General features: G+C 53.0%; 14 protein-coding genes. 4 read left to right on the top strand and 10 right to left on the bottom strand.

Annotated elements, in window-relative coordinates:
• Positions 1-143 precede the first annotated feature (143 nt).
• The 6 genes from ACI2I2_RS08025 to ACI2I2_RS08000 all read right to left on the bottom strand — a co-directional run bounded on the left by ACI2I2_RS08025 (position 144) and on the right by ACI2I2_RS08000 (position 10,699).
• The gene (locus ACI2I2_RS08025) at positions 144-1,889 is read right to left on the bottom strand and encodes an amidohydrolase (RefSeq protein WP_404657439.1); all 1,746 of its coding nucleotides are present in this window, start codon (positions 1,887-1,889) and stop codon (positions 144-146) included.
• Between the two features lie 44 nt (positions 1,890-1,933).
• Positions 1,934-2,821 (bottom strand): GyrI-like domain-containing protein, encoded by an 888-nt coding sequence (locus tag ACI2I2_RS08020; RefSeq protein WP_404657438.1) that lies wholly within the window; start codon positions 2,819-2,821, stop codon positions 1,934-1,936.
• A gap of 167 nt (positions 2,822-2,988) precedes the next feature.
• Positions 2,989-5,586: an EAL domain-containing protein gene (locus tag ACI2I2_RS08015; RefSeq protein WP_404657437.1), complete on the bottom strand. Its 2,598-nt coding sequence runs from the start codon at positions 5,584-5,586 to the stop codon at positions 2,989-2,991.
• Between the two features lie 26 nt (positions 5,587-5,612).
• Positions 5,613-8,072 carry an EAL domain-containing protein gene (locus ACI2I2_RS08010; protein ID WP_404657436.1) on the bottom strand — a complete coding sequence of 820 codons (2,460 nt, stop codon included), beginning with the start codon at positions 8,070-8,072 and terminating at the stop codon, positions 5,613-5,615.
• Between the two features lie 67 nt (positions 8,073-8,139).
• The gene (locus ACI2I2_RS08005) at positions 8,140-9,504 is read right to left on the bottom strand and encodes a diguanylate cyclase (protein ID WP_404657435.1); all 1,365 of its coding nucleotides are present in this window, start codon (positions 9,502-9,504) and stop codon (positions 8,140-8,142) included.
• Positions 9,505-9,787: 283 nt separating this feature from the next.
• Positions 9,788-10,699: a LysR family transcriptional regulator gene (locus ACI2I2_RS08000; protein ID WP_404657434.1), complete on the bottom strand. Its 912-nt coding sequence runs from the start codon at positions 10,697-10,699 to the stop codon at positions 9,788-9,790.
• Between the two features lie 215 nt (positions 10,700-10,914).
• Here ACI2I2_RS08000 and ACI2I2_RS07995 point away from each other — a divergent pair, with 215 nt between their 5' ends.
• The 3 genes from ACI2I2_RS07995 to ACI2I2_RS07985 all read left to right on the top strand — a co-directional run bounded on the left by ACI2I2_RS07995 (position 10,915) and on the right by ACI2I2_RS07985 (position 12,315).
• Positions 10,915-11,244: an RcnB family protein gene (locus tag ACI2I2_RS07995; protein ID WP_404657433.1), complete on the top strand. Its 330-nt coding sequence runs from the start codon at positions 10,915-10,917 to the stop codon at positions 11,242-11,244.
• 56 nt (positions 11,245-11,300) lie between these two features.
• Entirely contained in the window at positions 11,301-11,726 is a 426-nt protein-coding gene (locus tag ACI2I2_RS07990) for a GNAT family N-acetyltransferase (RefSeq protein WP_404657432.1), read from the top strand.
• A gap of 139 nt (positions 11,727-11,865) precedes the next feature.
• Positions 11,866-12,315 (top strand): hypothetical protein, encoded by a 450-nt coding sequence (locus ACI2I2_RS07985; protein WP_404657430.1) that lies wholly within the window; start codon positions 11,866-11,868, stop codon positions 12,313-12,315.
• Positions 12,316-12,364: 49 nt separating this feature from the next.
• Here the strand turns inward: ACI2I2_RS07985 and apbC are convergent, their stop codons facing one another.
• The gene (apbC, locus tag ACI2I2_RS07980; RefSeq protein ID WP_404657429.1) at positions 12,365-13,474 is read right to left on the bottom strand and encodes an iron-sulfur cluster carrier protein ApbC; all 1,110 of its coding nucleotides are present in this window, start codon (positions 13,472-13,474) and stop codon (positions 12,365-12,367) included.
• A gap of 163 nt (positions 13,475-13,637) precedes the next feature.
• On the opposite strand from apbC, the gene metG reads away from it, so the two are divergent.
• On the top strand, positions 13,638-15,674 hold the full coding sequence (gene metG / locus ACI2I2_RS07975) for a methionine--tRNA ligase (protein ID WP_404657456.1): 2,037 nt from the start codon (positions 13,638-13,640) through the stop codon (positions 15,672-15,674).
• Positions 15,675-15,730: 56 nt separating this feature from the next.
• On the opposite strand, the gene ACI2I2_RS07970 is transcribed toward metG, so the two are convergent.
• The 3 genes from ACI2I2_RS07970 to ACI2I2_RS07960 are packed head-to-tail and all read right to left on the bottom strand — an operon-like array spanning position 15,731 to position 18,650.
• Positions 15,731-16,201 carry a DUF1456 family protein gene (locus ACI2I2_RS07970; protein ID WP_330982431.1) on the bottom strand — a complete coding sequence of 157 codons (471 nt, stop codon included), beginning with the start codon at positions 16,199-16,201 and terminating at the stop codon, positions 15,731-15,733.
• A 47-nt stretch (positions 16,202-16,248) separates the two neighbouring features.
• Positions 16,249-16,968, bottom strand: a complete 720-nt coding sequence (btsR, locus tag ACI2I2_RS07965; protein ID WP_404657428.1) for a two-component system response regulator BtsR — start codon at positions 16,966-16,968, stop codon at positions 16,249-16,251.
• A complete protein-coding gene (locus tag ACI2I2_RS07960) occupies positions 16,962-18,650 on the bottom strand; it encodes a LytS/YhcK type 5TM receptor domain-containing protein (RefSeq protein ID WP_404657427.1) in 1,689 nt (562 codons plus the stop codon). The genes btsR and ACI2I2_RS07960 overlap by 7 nt, the downstream gene beginning before the upstream one ends.
• Between the last annotated feature and the right edge of the window lie 93 nt (positions 18,651-18,743).

Below are 18,743 nucleotides of genomic sequence, written 5' to 3'. Positions count from 1 at the left end.
AATCAGAATATTTCTTAAATAAGAAAAAGACAATAATATCAATAAACTAGGATTACGTAATACGGACCAGGTGAGCTGTGCGTGGGGTTGCAGAGTGAAGCGCGGGCTGAGAAAGTAGCCCGCGTGAAGTCGATGTGAAAGGGTTAGTTCGCCTGATAAACCTTACGGCCTTCAAACAACGTCCAGAGGACTTTGGCATCGCGCAGTTCTTCGATGCTGACTTTTTCCAGATTACGGTCAAACAGCACCAGATCTGCACTTTTCCCGACGGCAATTGAGCCAATCTCTTTGTCGCGGCCAATCACTTTAGCGGCATTGAGCGTGTAGGCCTGCAACATTTCGGCGCGTCCAACTTTTTCGCTGTCAGGCGGTAGTTGCCCCAGTTCGCCCATGCGGGTGACTGCAGTGTAGATAGCCAACAGCGGATTTGGGCTGGAAACCGGCCAGTCGCTCGCACCGGCAATGAGCGCATGATGGCGATACAAATCCCCTGCCGGATAAAGATGTTTTAAGAGCGGCGCAGGTACTTTTCCGTCGATGAGCGTGGTGGAAGCGGCGTCTTTTCCAGCCCACAGCAACTGCATTGATGCCGCCACGTTCAACTGCTGGAAACGAGGAATGCTGTCGGGGCTGACAACTTCCAGATGCGTAATGCTGTGCAGCACCTGACTGTCGCCATTTTGCTTACGCGCACAGGCAATCGCATCCAGTGCTTCTGATACCGCGCGGTCGCCGATGGCATGGAAATGAGCAATCAAGTGTTCCGCATCTGCTTTGGCAATCAACTGGCAAAACTGTGCTTTGTCCAGTGAGTTATCTCCGCTGTAACCGGGTCGATTCAGGTAAGGCTCGCTAAGTTTGGCGGTCTGCGCAGGATATTCAATTACGCCATCCTGGAAGATTTTGATGCCGCCCAAGCGCACGTCTGGAGTGTGCGAAAATTTCTCTCTCACTGCCACAACATCATCAATCGCCGCAGGCGTGGAATGAATGTTCACCAACGCCAGCCCGGTCACATGCGCGTTGAGTTTTCCGGCCTGTGCAAGCGCAGTGTAGGCTGGCAACAGACCTTCATCATTTCGCCCAGGATGAGCGTTAAAAACGGGTGCCAGCGGGCGCACGTTGCTGATTGGGTCCATCCACGCGGTGAGTCCAAAACCGTTCATCACCGCGGCGCCTGCGGTTATCCCTTCAGCTATCTTTTTATCATCGACAGGCGGGATCGCGCTCAGTACGTAATCCCACGCACCTTCTGAGACAAATCCATTTATTTTTCCCTCGGTTAATCCTGTTCCTGCTTTAATCCCTTTATCTGCATTCGTGAGCCTGTCATCAGTTAACTTTGCTTTGCGCAGCATTGCCTGATTCGCCCATCCTGTATGCGCATCTGAACCGGCTAATACCACAGGAATATTTTGATATTCAGGTGCATTAAACACGGAAGACAATAACGGAATATTATTCCAATAATATAACGAGAGATTACTGTAAAACTGTACGCCGTTAAGATTGAGTTTAGGGTTATTTTTATTTTCAGTAACGAAGGCCTGAATGTCCTTCGCGTTCTTCAACCCATCCGGAAGCGCTAACGTGACAGTCTGGAATCCAGCATAAGCCACATGCGCATGGCTGTCTATCAAACCCGGCATCAGGTACTTACCCTGCAAATCAAGACGTGTGGCATCCTTGCCGGCCTGTTTTTGTACGTCCTGATATTTCCCCACCGCGATGATTTTTTGCCCTTCAATTGCAATGGCTTCCGGGTGTGGATTATTCGGATCGGCGCTATAAATGTCGCCACCATAAATAAGAGTGACTGTCTGTTGGGCAAATACAGGTAATGAGGTTGCGGCCAGTGCGCACACCAGAAATAGCCGTGAGGTTTTCATTGATTGCTCCGTTGCGTTGCGAATATCGCGTAGGTGTTATTGATTTATGCTTCTGGTGTGGTTTGCAAAGGAATACAAAGATCGAACACGTAATAATTTTTGTCGACATCCGTTTCGGAATAATAATATTCATAGCAAGGCTTATCGCTCTTAATAAACCCGCGAGATTTTATCCAGTCGAAAGCCTGCTGCCAGGCGGCATCAATGTCTTCGCCATACACAGCACATTTGCAGACGCAATACAGCCCAGCGGCAAGGATCTGAACGGCAATACCTCGCCCGGTTTTTTCCGTTGCGCCAATTTCAACCGCAACATCTGTCCGGCAGCGCGACTGCATTGTGATCTCCGGTGAATCCCAGTAAACACAAAGCGTACCTGCGGGTTCTGAAGGCGTGCGTTCAGGCAGCGAGGCAAGTAAATCCTGATGCGTCTGTTCACAGGTTTCTTTGCCGTACGGCCCGAAGCGACGCATATACGCCACTCGCCGAGCGGGCAACTCTGCCAAACGTGCGCTAAGAATGCCGTTAACGTTGGGCGTGGTGTGAGAATAGGCACTTTTCTGCGCCGTGACGTTTCCAGGCTTGCTGTTTGTTACCTGAATGTGACGGCGGCGATATTCCCCAGGCGAGACGGAAAAATGCAGACGAAAAGCTTTGGCAAAGTTTTGCGAGCTGGAAAAACCCACCCGCAGCGCGAGCCCGGTAATGTCGGTCTGCGGATAAACCAGCAACCAGTTGGCCGCCCTTTCCATCCGCAATCGGCGGGTAAACTCCGCCACGGTTTCCCCCACCTGAGCCCGAAACAGGCGATGAAAATGAAAGCTCGACAACGCCACCGAGCCTGCAATCTCTTCCAGCGTCGGGTTCAGACACAGGTTCTGGCTGATGTAATCCATCGCCTTAAACACCGGCTTGCGTTTGTCCTGCTGCATCTGTGTAGGCTTCCTCCCCGGCTATGATTCCATCTTTTTTAGCAGAGTCCGGGGAAAAAGAGCAACCGATGCCGGGTGAAGGCTTCGCCTTGCGTCGGCCTACGGTGAACATCATTCTTGTAGGCCTGGCAAGCTCAGCGCCGCCGGACAATAAGGATGCTCCGCAGTCACACCAGTGCTTCGCTGCCCTCTTCTTCCGACTGGTAAAAGAACTCACCGCCTTCACAGCGGAAGGTGGAAAATTCGGCGGGGCGACGGAAATAGTAGCCTTGTGCTTTCTGGCAACCGAGCGCTTTGAGCTTCTGCATTACGCTTTCATCTTCGATGCCTTCAGCAATCAGCGGCACGTTGAAGCCACTTGCCAGCACAATCAGGGAATTAATGACCGACTGTGCTTTTTCATCGCCCATCACGCCGGAGACAAAATTGCGGTCGATTTTAATGCTGTCAAACGGCAACGCGTGCAGATAAGAAAGGCTCGAGAACCCGGAGCCGAAATCATCAAGCGAGATTGAAATTCCATGACGGCGCAAATAGCCGAGCATTTTGCCGATGCGCTGCATATCCTGCATCAACACGCTTTCAGTGATTTCAATACAGATATTGCTGTTGGCAAGGCCGTTGCTGCGTATGCTGTCGATTAAGTGCCAGGCAAAGTCCTGCTGTAATAACTGGATGGCCGACACGTTAATGTGCAGCAGGAAGTCCTGTGGCGCACCGCGGGCAATCATCATCGCCAGTTCACGGCACGCTTCTTCGATAACCCATTTCCCCAACGGAACAATCAGCCCGGTCTCTTCCGCCAGCGGAATAAATCTGTCCGGCGATACGTCCCCGAGGGCCTGTGAATGCCAGCGCAGCAGGCACTCACCTTCCCGACAATGCCCTTCGTGGCGCTGATCGATGATCGGTTGCAGCACCAGATGGAACTCGTGGTGATGAATAGCGTCATGGAGATGCTCGTGCAACTGGATGTTGTAGAGTTCGCGCTCGTACATTTCCTGAGAAAAGAGCGTCACCACGCCGTTCCCTACAGATTCGGCCTGCAACAGCGCAATCCCCACCTCGCGTCGAATCGAGGGGAATGACGCTTCCGTGACGGGCGAAAGCACCATCCCGACGTTACCGGTGTAGACGTATTTATTGTCTGCGCCATGCAGTTCATGCGCATCGCCCATGAACAAGGAGCCGAGTATCTCGCAATAGCGCTGGTAATCCTTGTATTGGTTTACACCCGGGAAAACCACCAGCAGTTTGTCCGTGGTATCACGGGCGATCAGCGTGTCTGTCGGCAACAGGTCGCGCAGACGGCGAATAAACTCGTTAATGAAAGCATCACCAAATTCGGAACCCAGCGCATTCACTACGCTGTACATATTGCCAATCTGTAGCAACGCGACCAGGTTACGCTTTTTATACAGCGACGGTTGTTGCAGCAAACCCGCCCGAGTCCAGAGTTGCGTGTCTTCATCTTCTTCGATTTTCTTACGCTGCAGTTCGAAGCTTTCTGCGAGCTTGTGCGACAGCGCCATAAAGGTCGTTTCGAGTGAGGCAATTTCCGGAAAATGGCGCTTGTCGGTGGACGGCGTCCAGCGGTGAGTCACCAGTTCGTCGGCTTTACGAGCGATTTCAAGCAGCGGGCGCGTGGCTCGGGAGAGTACCCAAACTACCGCCAACAACCCCAATCCACAGGCGATAAAGAGCACCAGCAACATCACCTTTCCGTAATTGAGAATGGTCTGTGAAGTGGCTTCCGCCGGGCTGATGATCACCCCCTTCCAGTTCAACTGCGCTTCCTGATCCTGGATGGCAAAGGTATCAACGTAGTAATCCTGCCCTTTGACCTTCATTGACAGCATGCCGGGTTTTGCCTGCTGGAGAATGGCTTGCCCTGCGGCCACCACTTCTGCATTACTGCTTTCGCTAAGCTTGTGTAAAGGGGGCAATTGGCCCGCCTTCACCGAGGCAGCTTGTGCTGTAGCCGGAAGTGATGAAGCCACCAGTTCATGTTGGTCGTTGACGATAAGCAAAATGCTGTTGGGATAAGGTTTGAATTTCTGCAGATTTTGGTTGAGCTCATCGAAGTGCAGCTCGCTGGCGACCACGCCGACAAATTTTCCGTGGTGATTAAATGCCGGTGAGCTCCAGGCGATACCGGTAATACCCGGATCGTTGTAATCAATAAACGGGCGAGTCCAGTGCGAACGTTTGTCTTTGGCAACAGCGGTGTACCATTCCCGGCGACGAGGATCGTAATCAGGCGTGGTTTTGATGACCGCCGATTCCGAACTTAAGTGGCTGTAAAACGTCAGTAACCCCGCGGTGCTGGTATCTTTCAACGCCAGATAATCCTCTCTGGCCCGGTCATGAGACACCCCGATAAAGTCGCCGTTAATGCTGCCAAATTCCAGCAGGTTCAGGTAATGGCGATCGGAGAAGACGTTGTTGATGTTATTGATAAGGTTACTGCTCAGCTCACGGACAGGCAGGTTGTCGCCCTCTTCCTGACCAATCGCATGCACCAGAATGGCATTGGATTGCAGCGGCACATCGACATAATCATTGATGGCACGTTCAATGGTCGCCTTTTTCGCGGAGAGCATTTTCTCGCTCATGGCGTCGAGGAAGCTATACCCCTCAAAATGCAAAAAAGCGTACATCGTGACCAGCACAAAGCAGAAGGTCACCACCAGGGTTAACAGAATCGTTTTGGTCAGCGTCAGCGGGTAAGCATCAACGGAGAACTTCTCTTTCAGGATAAGCATAACTCGTCTCTGGTTTCGCCAGTCTGTCAGTCAGGCAGAACAACAAACTGGCCTTCTGCCGGGGTAAAATCGGCAAAAGGTTTCGGTCGTGAGTAGTAATATCCCTGCGCCAAATCGCATCCCATCGCCAGCAGCTTGGCTGCCATTTCCGCTGTCTCCACCCCTTCCGCCACCAGCGGCACCTCAAAGCTTTGCGACAGCATTAACACCGAAGCGATCACCGCTTCACTTTTCTTGTCATCCAGTACGTTGCGCACGAACCCTCTGTCGATTTTCAGGCAATCGAACGGCAACGAATGCAAATATGAGAGGCTTGAATACCCCGAACCAAAGTCATCTATCGCCACGGAAATGCCCAGACGACGCAGATAAGCGAGGATCTCGACAATGCGGTGCGTGTCGTGCAGCAGCACGCTTTCGGTTATCTCGATACAGATGTTGCTGTTGTTCAGCTCGTAACGGTGAATGCATTCCAGCAGATGGCGGGAGAAATCTGGCTGCGAGAGCTGAACCGCAGAAATGTTGACATGCAGCTTAAAGTCCTTCGGAGCACCGCGCGCAATGAAATCCGCAAGCTCACGGCAGGCGGTTTCAATAATCCATTTGCCCAGCGGGACGATCATCCCGGTATGTTCCGCCAGGGCGATAAATTTGTCCGGAGGCACAAAGCCCAGCACATTGGATTGCCAGCGAATCAGGCACTCACCTTCACAACAGGGCGCACCTTCGACAAAAGGCACGATAGGCTGCATGACCAGGTGAAAACCTTCATTCTGCAAATCGTCGCGCAGCGCCTGATGCAGACGCAGGTTATGCACTTCTTCTTCACGCATTTCCGGCGTGAACAGCTCGCAGGTGCCGTTGCGTTGGCTCTGAGCATGCTGAACGGCCAGGCTTACATTTCGCAGGCACTCGCTGATGTTCTCTTTGGTGACAGGCTCAATCACCATGCCCACATGCCCGGTGAAGAGAGGCGACTCTCCGCCCATTTCCGTCGGGTTCATGCGGAAAACGGACGACAAGATTGAACGGTACCAGGTCACGTCTTTGTGTTCATACATTCCAGCAAAGGCGATGATGAAGGTGTCTTCACGGTCGCGGCAGCACAACGCGCCTTCCGGCAACAGGCTGCGCAGGCGCTCTGCAAAATGCTGAATAAATTCTTTGGCAAGCGTAGTGCCGAGGGCATTTTTTACCGAGTTGAAGTTGCTGACCTGAATCATGGCCAGCAAATTACGGTTGTCGTACAGCTCAGCTGTATGCAGCAGGCCGCCACGGGTCAGAAAGTGGGTGTCAGAATCTTCTTCGAGGCTGTTTCGCGGTGATCCTGCTGCCGCTGGGTAAGCCTGTGAGACGCTCGATAACGCCTGATTTAGTTCAACCAACTCAGGGAAGAACTGGCTTCCCTGCTCTTTATGCCACGGTGTCAGCCCACGCTGACGGAGTTTTTTAACGGTTTCCTTCAACGAACCGGTGAAACGCATGATCACCACGCCCAGCGCGGCCATCAACAGCAGAATCACTATCACAATGCTCAATGAGATAAGCAGGTGCTGCTGCTTGCTCCCGGCCAGCACCGCCGTTTTCGGTACCATCAATACACCGCGCCAGTTCAGCAAATGCTCACTGTCCTGAACATCAAACGTGGTCGCAAGCCAGGTTTTCTGGCCCACTTCAAACGTCTGAATAGCGTCTTCACTCTGCGGATCAGCAAGTTGAGCGGAAGGAGGTGCGTTATCCGTGCTGGCGATCACCTGCTGATCCGGGCCAATCAGCATCAACGAATAGTCGCTACCGGGTTTGATGCTTTCCAGAAACTGGCTCATCTCAGCCACTCTCAGGCTGCTGGAAATCACGCCCAGAAACCGCCCTTTGTTGGCATAAACCGGAGAGTGCAAGGTGGCGATTAGCCCTTGTTTGTCAGGCGTGGTCGTCCACCAGGGGTTGTGCTGAAGCTGCGCCGAACGAAACCAGGGCTGGGCCTGAACATCGAAGTTGTCATTGGATTTGACGATGTTGGTCTCTTCGCTCAGCCCGTTGTAGCTGATGAGCAGGTTCGGGTTCCGGCTGTCTGTGCGTTCGAGATAAATCCGGCTGCCAGGTTTGTCGCGTAAAATCGCAAAATGTTCACCGTTGGCCTCAGACCAGGAAAAGCTGTGGAAGGCAGGAATAGCCGAAAACGCCCGCGAGGTCAGGTACACCATTTCCGGGCGGATCATTTCATTGTTAAGACTGCTTTGCCCGCCCTGCAAATACTGCTGCAACAGATGGCTCAATTCATGAGGGTTATCGAGGTACTCTTCCAGCATGTGCTGTGCCATTTCGCTTTGGGTCAGCAGCAATTGCTGGCTCATCTGATTACCGTTCTGGCGGCTTTGATAGTCAAAAAAGCAGGTCGCCGAGGTGACCATCACTATTAGAGTAACCAACAAAATGACCATCACGCTTCTGAACAAGGTGAACGGGTACGCTTTTAAGGACGACATTTCCATAGATCTCGGGACGGTTAAGCTCTAAAGAATGAGAGGTTGATGGTAGAGGCACGATGGCCTCTCAGGAGGCAGAATGCGCCAGATGTTTATCCATGACCGAAGGTGCCGCGCTCGTCCTGTTGCGGCCGGTCTTTTTGGACTGATACAAATAGTGATCCGCTTCTGTGAGCAACCTGTCGAACGAGTCAACAATGCCACGGCGTGCGGCTTCACCATGGCTAAGCCCGATGCTGACGGTGAGCGTTAAGGTGTCGCTTCCCCACGTCAGCTCCATTTGTTCTATTTCTTCGCGAATGGCCTCCGCCAGGCGATAGCCTTTTCCCTCTGAGGCATCAGGCATGACGACGGCAAATTCTTCGCCCCCCATTCTCGCCACAATGCCTTGCTCACCGACCACTTCCTGAACCCGGCTGGCAAAGGCCGAGAGCACGTTGTCGCCGCAATCATGACCGTGGGTATCATTGATGTTTTTAAAGTGGTCGATATCCAGCAACATGACATTCAGCGGGGTGTTGACCGCCTTCTGATCCTGCGCTTTCAACTGCTCATACAATCCGTAGCGGGAATGCACTCGCGTCAAATAGTCGTAATTGGCTCGCGCTGACAGCTGCTTCACCAGGGTGTTAATCGCCTGTACGCTCGCCGCCACAATCACCGGGCTAATGGCAATGGAAGCAATGCCCATGCGCGCGGAGAACACCTGGGTAATGTGCCCGGTCAGGTTGGTATACACCCAATGAGCATCCACCATCAGCACTTCCGCCGTGCCCGTCAGCATCGTCAACAGGCAGGTCGTCGGTAGCGAGTAGCTGATAGCGCACCAAATCAAAGCCGGAAGCGTCATCGACAAACTGCCAATGCCGCCGCTCAGCCCTGAAACCGTCAGACTCAGGATCAGCGTGATCAGCGGTATTAACTTTTTAGGCGCAAACGAGCGAAAGCTCAGTGAGCCTGTCCACGTCAATAAAAACGGTAAGATCAGGACGCTGGTCGAAAATTCTTCACTAAACCAGACCGGATAAACATCACGAAATGACGCAGAACCGGATAACGCAAAACCATAACTTCCAGGCACAGAACACAGTAATGCGCTAAGCAAGCAATAGCTGTAGAGTCGCAATACATTTAATTTTACCGTTTCTGCTGTGGCTGGGCCTTCTCGCAAAATACAGTTCACCAATATCAGCACGAAACTAATATTGGAGACATTCACCAGCACCGCCCCTGGACTGTTTATTGTGAAGAAGCTATCCCACACCAATAACGACAGCAGACTGACCGTATAATAATAAGGACGGTTGAAGAAAGAATACCGAGAAAACAACCCTACCAGCACGGCGTTTAAAGGCCAGAACAGCGCGACATGCCCCTCAACCTGCAACGCGTTGCTTAAGCTGTAAAACAGCAGCGTCGTTGCAATAAGCATAAGGGTGTTAAATAGCGTATTTTCCTCCTTCAAGTATCTTGAAGGATGAATCGTCAATTTATACATGTATCAACTGGCTTATTTGAAGTGTCAGCTAGTGCAGACAGGATTGGCAGACAAAGAATACCGACATTCACTTATCACGACAAACACAAGGTTATTTTAAAATAAATATCACTTTTCCCACTCCAATATCCACGAGGATGCTCTGAAAGACATTTTTAAGGCACAACAATAATGTATCAAAACATGAAGTCACTATTATTATGCCGTAAGGGCAGGATCAGACTGGATATTTTTGGATAAGCGGAGCGCATTTTTCACGAACCGCATCATACAGCAAGCGCACACCGGCAGAGAGTTGTTTACGGTGCGGGCAAATCATATTCAGGGGCACGACATCGCCTTGATAGTCCGGCAAGATTAAGCGCAATCGCCCTTCTGCCACATCCTCACACACATCCAGCCATGACTTGTTGGCGATGCCTTCACCCGCCAGCGCCAGGCGGTGAATCACTTCCGCGTCGTCGCTCATAATGCTGCTGTTGACCTGAACCTCGTGCCGCTGTCCGTCGCGGAACAACGTCCAGCGATCGTAAAGCCTGCCTCGCAACAGATAAGTCAGCGCATTCTTTTGTTGAAGATCTTCCAGTGTTTTGGGTTCGCCATTGCGAGAGATCCATTCCGGTGAGGCCACCAGCACCCGGCGGTTTTCCGCGGCGACCGGCAGAGAAATAAACGAAGCGTCGTCAATCACGCCGTAACGAAAAGCGACATCAACGGGGTCTTTAAACACGTCGGTTAAATTGTCCGAGAATAATATTCTCAGCCGCAGCGCCGGGTGACGTCGCCTGAAATCCTGAAACACAGAGAGCAAAAGGTTGCGCCCTAAATCTGAAGGCACCGCAATCTGCAACGTTCCGCGTACTTCATCTTCCGGTGCCTGAATTTTTTGCAGCCCGGCCTGCAACGTTTCCAGCATTTGCGTGGCGTAAGGGAGCCAGGTTTCCCCCTCCGGCGTTAAGCGCAGGCTTCGCGTCGAACGCGCGAATAACCGGATATTGAGCTGAGTTTCAAGGCGTTTGATGGCGGCGCTCACCTGAGCCGGCGCAAAACCGGCTTCTCGTGCCGCCACGCTGAAGCTGCCCAGTGCCGCGGCACGCACAAACAATGTCAGATCTTCCAGTCTGAGCATTTTCTTCTCCTGTCGTTAACGCCTGATAGTGTAAACCGGATTCACCGGAATCGTCTCAAAAAGCCCTTTCCAGACTACAAACATCCGCGTTTTTCGGGGTTTGCTTACACTTTTTTGCTTGCAAGACACTTGCCAGCAGGCAGTCGCATCAGGAATGATACGGGGCTGCGAATTTTAGTCCCGGCTATCGATTGAAAGACTGTGTGGAGAAGGTAATGCGTAAAACAAAAATGATGCTTCTGGGCGTACTGCTGGCGACAGCCGGTGCGGTATCGGCTGCACCCGCAACGGTGTCGACTTCCGGGATTCAGAAATATGAACTGAAAGAGTTTATTGCGGATTTCACCCATTTCAACATCGGCGATGCCGTGCCGGAAATGTACCGCACTGAAGAGTACAACATTAAACAGTGGCAGTTACGTAACCTGCCAGCCCCTGACGCGGGAAGCCACTGGACGTATATGGGTGGCAACTACGTGCTGATCACCGACGCTGATGGCAAAATCCTTAAAGTCTACGACGGCGAGATTTTCTATCATCGCTAATCGTGCCCGCTGTGAGCATCCCTGGTGCTCACAGTCATTTCACGCCGGAGAAGAGCATGATCATTCGCCCCGGACAAGAATCTGATCGCCCTTTCCTGCGCACCTTATTTCTTCGCGCCCGTAAAATCAGCTGGCCCTGGATGAACTCGTCAGAGTGGCAGCTTGAGGATTTCGACGCCGCCACACTCGACGAACAACTCTGGGTAGCCGACATTGACGGGCACCGCGCCGGGTTTGCTTCGGTGTGGGAAAGCGATAATTTCCTGCATAATTTATTCGTCGATCCCGACTTTCAGGGGCGAGGCGTTGGCCATGCCTTGCTGGAAAAGGTGCAGTCCACCTTCACCAGCACCGGAGCCTTGAAATGCCTGGTGCAAAATGAACATGCCCTGCAGTTTTACCTGCGTCACGGATGGCAGCAGGAAGCCCAGGGAATTTCGCCTGACGGCGATTACTGGCTGATGCATTACCGTCTGGCCTGATGCCTCTGCCCACTGCATACATTCATTTTCATTCCGTTTTGCGATCCTGGTTGCGCTATTCCTCGTTGCTGTCTCTTCATCATCGCTTACAATGCCTGTATATAAAAACAGTGGTTACGCCATCATGGAGGCGATCGCAATGGAAGCACCAGCAGTCTGGACCCACCCCCTTATGTACGTTGAAGTGGAACCTGAGAGCGATTTTATCGACACGATAAAGCACTGCGAAAATCTCGCTGCCACGGCCCTCGATGAAGAGGATATGCTGACACAACAAGCGCTTTATCAGCGTCTGCACCAGTGTCTGAGCCTGCTTCACCCCACACTGAACGATCCGATCCCTGACGCCCTGGTCGAACAGTTCACCGTCAATGTTCGGCCCACAACCTCACCGACAATGGACACAGAAAGTGACTTGCTGTGTGAATATTGCATCGCCCTGAGCGAACTGCTCTCCGGCAGCCCGCGCACCCTGCGCATTGATGAAACGCTGCAAGGATTACTCTACGATCTCACCAGTTTTCTGGCAGACACCATGCAAGCCCCACGCTGGCTGAATACCTCGAAAGGGTTGCACCCCTTAGTATGAAAAAAGCCACCTGAGAAGGTGGCCTGGTATGAGGCTTTAGGCGACGAAATCAGACAGCACGGAATGCGATATCACCCGGGATGACTTCGCCTTGCCAGTACAGCTGGGCAACAACACGCCCGGCGAGCTGGCGATACAGGCTGGTGAATTCACTGTCAGGGCGCGCCACAACGGTTGGCGTGCCGCGGTCGAGATCTTCGCGCAGGCTGATGTGCAGTGGCATTTGCCCCAGCAGTTGCGTGTGGTACTGCTGCGCCAGGCGCTCTGCACCGCCGGTACCGAAAATCGGTTCGTGGTGGCCGCAGTTGCTGCAAATGTGCATGCTCATGTTTTCGACAATGCCGAGCACCGGCACCTCGACTTTTTCGAACATCACGATGCCTTTTTTGGCATCGATAAGCGCGATATCCTGCGGTGTGGTGACCACCAGTGCGCCGGTTACAGGAATGTTTTGCGCCAGCGTCAGCTGAATATCACCGGTGCCCGGTGGCATATCCAGCACCAGATAATCCAGATCCGGCCACAGCGTCTCTTGCAGCATCTGCATCAACGCTTTGCTTGCCATCGGACCCCGCCATACCATGGCGTTGTCGTCAGTCACCAGATAACCAATGGAGTTAGTGGCCAGGCCAAATTTCATGATTGGCGCCATGTGGGTGCCGTCTGGCGATGTAGGACGCTGATCTTCTGCGCCCAGCATCATCGGAATGGACGGGCCGTAGATATCTGCATCCAGAATGCCCACCTTCGCCCCTTCAGCGGCCAGCGCCAGCGCCAGGTTCACTGCCGTGGACGATTTGCCCACACCACCTTTACCTGAACTGACGGCAATGATGTTCTTCACGCCGTTAATACCCGGCTGGTTTTTCACGCGTTTCAGCGTGGCGATAGCATGCGACAACTTCCAGTCGATAGCCTTCGCGCCAGTGATGCGCAGCAGCTCAGCGCTGCACTGCTCTTTGAGCTCTTCGAAAGCGCTGTGCCAGGCAAAGGGCATTTGAATTTCGATATGCACGGTGTCATCGAGCCACGCCACGTGATGCAGCGCTTTGAGCGCGGTGAGGTTGTGCTTCAGGGTTGGGTGCTGAAAATTGGCCAACGTGCCTGCAACCATCGCACGCAAACGCTCCGGGGATTTGGCCTGGGATTGTGAACTCATCCCGACTCCTTTTTAGGTGTTCTGAAAGGTCTAATTGTAACTGCGAGAGCCGCTGGCAGGTAATAATTATTCAACTCTGGATTAATGCCCCGCTTGCGTAGCGCAATAAAGGCCAGTTTGGTAAACTCGATACCCCTTTCAAAAGCAGGAAGTAATGTTCACTATGACTCAAGTCGCGAAAAAAATTCTGGTAACGTGCGCTCTGCCGTACGCCAACGGCTCCATCCACCTCGGTCATATGCTGGAGCATATCCAGGCTGATGTCTGGGTCCGTTACCAGCGAATGCGCGGCCATCAGGTCAATTTCATCTGCGCCGACGACGCCCACGGTACGCCAATCATGCTGAAAGCTCAGCAGCTTGGTATCACCCCGGAGCAGATGATTGCCGAAATGAGTCAGGAGCATCAGACCGACTTTGCGGGCTTTAACATCAGCTATGACAACTACCACTCGACGCACAGCGACGAGAACCGTGAGCTGTCTGAGCTTATTTATGGTCGCCTGAAAGAGAACGGTTTTATTAAGAACCGCACCATCTCTCAGCTTTACGATCCGGAAAAAGGCATGTTCCTGCCGGACCGTTTCGTTAAAGGCACCTGCCCGAAATGTAAATCCCCGGATCAGTACGGCGACAACTGCGAAGTGTGCGGCGCAACCTACAGCCCAACCGAGCTTATCGAGCCGAAATCCGTGGTGTCTGGCGCGACGCCAGTGATGCGTGAATCTGAACACTTCTTCTTTGACCTGCCATCCTTTAGCGAAATGCTGCAAGCGTGGACCCGCAGCGGCGCGCTGCAGGAGCAAGTAGCGAACAAGATGCAGGAGTGGTTTGAACACGGCCTGCAACAGTGGGATATCTCCCGCGATGCGCCGTATTTCGGCTTCGAAATCCCAGGTGCGCCGGGCAAGTATTTCTACGTCTGGCTGGACGCGCCAATTGGCTACATGGGTTCTTTCAAAAACCTGTGCGACAAGCGCGGCGACACCACCAGCTTCGATGAATACTGGAAAAAAGACTCCGATGCTGAGCTGTATCACTTCATCGGTAAAGACATCGTCTACTTCCACAGCCTGTTCTGGCCAGCCATGCTGGAAGGTAGCGGTTTCCGCAAGCCCACCAACCTGTTCGTCCACGGTTATGTGACGGTGAACGGTGCGAAGATGTCAAAATCTCGCGGCACCTTTATCAAAGCCAGCACCTGGCTGAACCACTTCGATGCTGACAGCCTGCGTTATTACTACACCGCGAAGCTCTCTTCCCGCATCGACGATATCGACCTCAACCTGGAAGATTTCGTCCAGCGTGTGAACGCCGACATCGTTAACAAAGTGGTGAACCTGGCGTCCCGTAACGCAGGCTTTATCGCCAAGCGTTTCGACGGCGTGCTGGCGGCTGAACTGGCTGACCCTGTGCTGTACAAAACCTTTACCGACGCAGCACAGACTATCGGTGAAGCCTGGGAAAGCCGTGAGTTCGGTAAAGCCATCCGCGAAATCATGGCGCTGGCTGACCTGGCTAACCGCTATGTCGATGAGCAGGCTCCTTGGGTGGTGGCAAAACAGGAAGGCCGCGATGCTGACCTGCAATCCATCTGCTCCATGGGCATCAACCTGTTCCGCGTGCTGATGACTTACCTGAAGCCGGTTCTGCCACTGCTGTCAGAGCGTTCTGAAGCCTTCCTCAACAGCGAACTGAGCTGGGATGCGATTGCTCAGCCATTGCTCAGCCACAAGGTGAACACCTTCAAAGCGCTCTACAACCGTATCGACATGAAACAGGTTGAAGCGCTGGTTGAAGCCTCTAAGGAAGAAGTGAAAGCCCTGAACAGCACCCCGGTGACCGGCCCGCTGGCGGACGATCCGATTCAGGAAACCATCACCTTTGATGATTTCGCAAAAGTCGATATGCGTATCGCGCTGATTGAAAACGCCCAGTTCGTGGAAGGCTCTGACAAGCTGCTGCAACTGACGCTGGATCTCGGCGGCGAGAAACGCAATGTCTTCTCCGGCATTCGTTCCGCGTATCCAGACCCACAAGCGCTGATTGGTCGCCTGACGGTGATGGTCGCTAACCTGGCCCCACGCAAAATGCGCTTCGGCATTTCAGAAGGCATGGTGATGGCCGCAGGCCCTGGCGGGAAAGATATTTTCCTGTTAAGCCCGGACAGCGGTGCGCAGCCTGGTCAGCAGGTGAAATAAACGAAAAAGCCGGAGCATGTCTCCGGCTTTTTTTCGCGCTTATTCTGGGAAGAATATTATGGCTTCGCGGCGTGGACCCGATTGGTCAACCCACGCAGGAAATAACGCATAAACTGGTCACCACATTCACGGTAGTTTTTATGATCCGGAGCACGCATCATCGCGGTGATTTCCGGCATTGAAACACGGAATTTTTGCTCGGTCATGATCGCCAGAATGTCGTCGGTTTTCAGAGAAAACGCGATGCGCAGTTTTTTCAGTACCACGTTGTTGTTGATCCGACGCTCAAGCGCCAGCTCTGGTGCAGACTCATCTTTCCCGCGTTTGTCGTAGATGAGACCGTTCAAAAAACCAGACAGGATAATGTCCGGGCAGCGAACAAAGCCTTCTTCATCTTCTTTGGTCATCCAGGTATCGAAACCTGCTGACGTGGATTCCATTCCGGCCAGCGCCAGAATGCGCACCAGATCGTTGTTGTTGCATTTCAGTGTGTAGCGCAAGCTGCGCAAAATATCATTACTTACCATAGTGCCTTCAGCTATCGATGATGCGATTAGCGCGAAGTGTACCAGTTTTACAGCCCTATCGCCTCTTTCAGGCTGCGAAGATAGCGACGACTGACTGGCACCGTTTGCCCGGCCTTAAGCAACAGCTCAGCCTGACCGTTCTCTTCAAGGCGGATTTCTTTCAGATGCGACATGTTCACCAGATGCTGGCGATGGCAGCGCAGCAGCGGCGTGCGGCTTTCCAGGGTGCGCAGCGTCAGTTCGGTAAAGCCTTCTTTTCCTTCACGATCGGTGACAAAGACACCGCTCATTCTGCTACTGACGAACGCCACGTCTTCCATCTGTAATAACCAGATACGGCTGTGCCCGGTGCAAGGGATAAACTTCAGCGCCTGCTGGCTTTCACCCAGCAGCGACATATCCTGCTGTGTTCGGGTCTGTCGCAACCGAGCGAGTGTTTTATCCAGCCGCGGTTTTTCAATCGGTTTCAGCAAATAATCAAAAGCATGCTCTTCAAACGCCTTGACCGCATATTCATCAAAGGCGGTCAAAAAAACCACCCACGGGCGATGTTCCGGGTCGAGCATGCCGACCATTTCCAGCCCGCTGATCCGCGGCATCTGGATATCCAGAAACAGCACGTCCGGGCGCAAACGGTGCACTGCCCCAATGGCCTCAACCGCGTTATCGCACTCACCGACTATCTCCAGATCTGCTTGCGCTTCAAGCAGGATGCGCAGATTTTCGCGTGCCAGAGGCTCATCATCCACAATTAACACTTTCAGCATGCGTTGTCCTCCAGAGGCAGTCGCAGAGTAATACGGGTGAATTTTTCCGGCTCGCAGGCAACAGTTATTCCACACTCATCGCCAAATCGAGTCCGTAAACGCCTGTCGACCAGGTTCATGCCCAACCCGCTGGACTGCGGATTCGGCTGATACAGTCCGGCGTTATCTTCAATGTCCAACTGCAGCCAGCGTTCATCAAGGCTGGCTCGTATTGTAATTTCGCCCACGCCCAGCAACTGCGACGTGCCGTGTTTAATGGCGTTCTCCACTATCGGCTGTAAGGTGAAGGCCGGTAGCTGATGATGTGCCAGCGCAGGCGGCACGCTGAGCTGCACCTGTAACCGCGCCTGGAAGCGGGCTTTTTCGATTTGCAGATAGGCGTTCACGTGCTCAATTTCATCTGCCAGAGTCACAATCTCCGACGGGCGCTTGAGATTTTTACGGAAGAAGGTCGACAGATACTGCACCAGTTGCCCGGCCTGCTCACTGTCTCGTCTGATCACCGCCATCAACGTATTCAGGGCGTTAAACAGGAAATGAGGATTGACCTGCGCGTGGAGCAGTTTGATTTCTGACTGAGTGAGCAGCGCTTTTTGCCGTTCATATTGCCCGGCTAAAATCTGCGCCGAGAGTAACTGCGCGATACCTTCGCCCAGCGTACGGTTGATTGAGCTGAACAGCCGATTCTTCGCTTCATACAGTTTGATGGTGCCAATCACCCGTTGGTTTTCCCCGCGCAATGGAATAACCAGCGTCGACCCCAGTTTGCAGTGAGGGTGAATCGAGCAGCGATACGGCACTTCGTTGCCATCGGCATACACCACTTCGCCGGTGTCGATGGCTTTTTGCGTGTAGCGCGAAGAAATAGGTTTACCGGGCAGATGGTGATCGTCGCCAATGCCGGTGAAGGCCAGCAGCTTATCTCTGTCAGTGATTGCCACCGCGCCGATATCCAGTTCCTGAATCAGCACCTGGGCCACGCGCATACTGTTTTCTTCGTTGAATCCTTGCCGCAAAATCCCCTCGGTGGACGCCGCCACTTTGAGGGCTGTCGCGGAAAACGCAGAGGTGTATTTTTCAAACATCGCCCGCTTATCGAGCAGGATACGCATGAACAGCGCGGCACCGACGGTATTGGTGACCATCATCGGCGCGGCGATGCTTTGCACCAGATGCAGCGCGTCACTGAACGGACGTGCGATGAGCAAAATGATCGCCATCTGCACCATCTCAGCCACAAAGGTAATCGCCCCGGCCGTGAGGGGATTAAAAACTTTATCGCTACGACCGCGACGGATAAGAATGCTGTGTACCAGGCCGCCGAGTAAACCCTCGACAATGGTCGACACCATGCAGCTCAGCGCTGTCATACCGCCCATTGAGTAACGGTGCAAACCGCCAGTTAAACCAACCAAACCACCTACCACCGGCCCACCCAACAGGCCACCCATGACCGCGCCTATCGCGCGTGTGTTGGCGATAGAATCCTCGATGTGCAAGCCAAAATAAGTGCCCATGATGCAAAAGATGGAGAAGGTGACGTAGCACAGCAACTTATGGGGGAGACGCACGGTGACCTGCATCAGCGGGATAAACAGGCGCGTTTTGCTCATCAACCACGCGATGACCAAAAAGACACACATCTGCTGAAGCAGCAGCAACACCAGATTAAACTCGTACATACCCACAGACCACGCGCTATATGAAAGGGCGTACCCTACACTAAGGAGCGAAACGTTTCTTTGACCGCCAGGGCAAAAGCAGAATTTCCAGCA

The organism is Scandinavium sp. NPDC088450 (assembly GCF_044900545.1).
GTDB lineage: Bacteria > Pseudomonadota > Gammaproteobacteria > Enterobacterales > Enterobacteriaceae > Scandinavium.
This window is presented reverse-complemented; position numbering and strand designations above follow the sequence as displayed.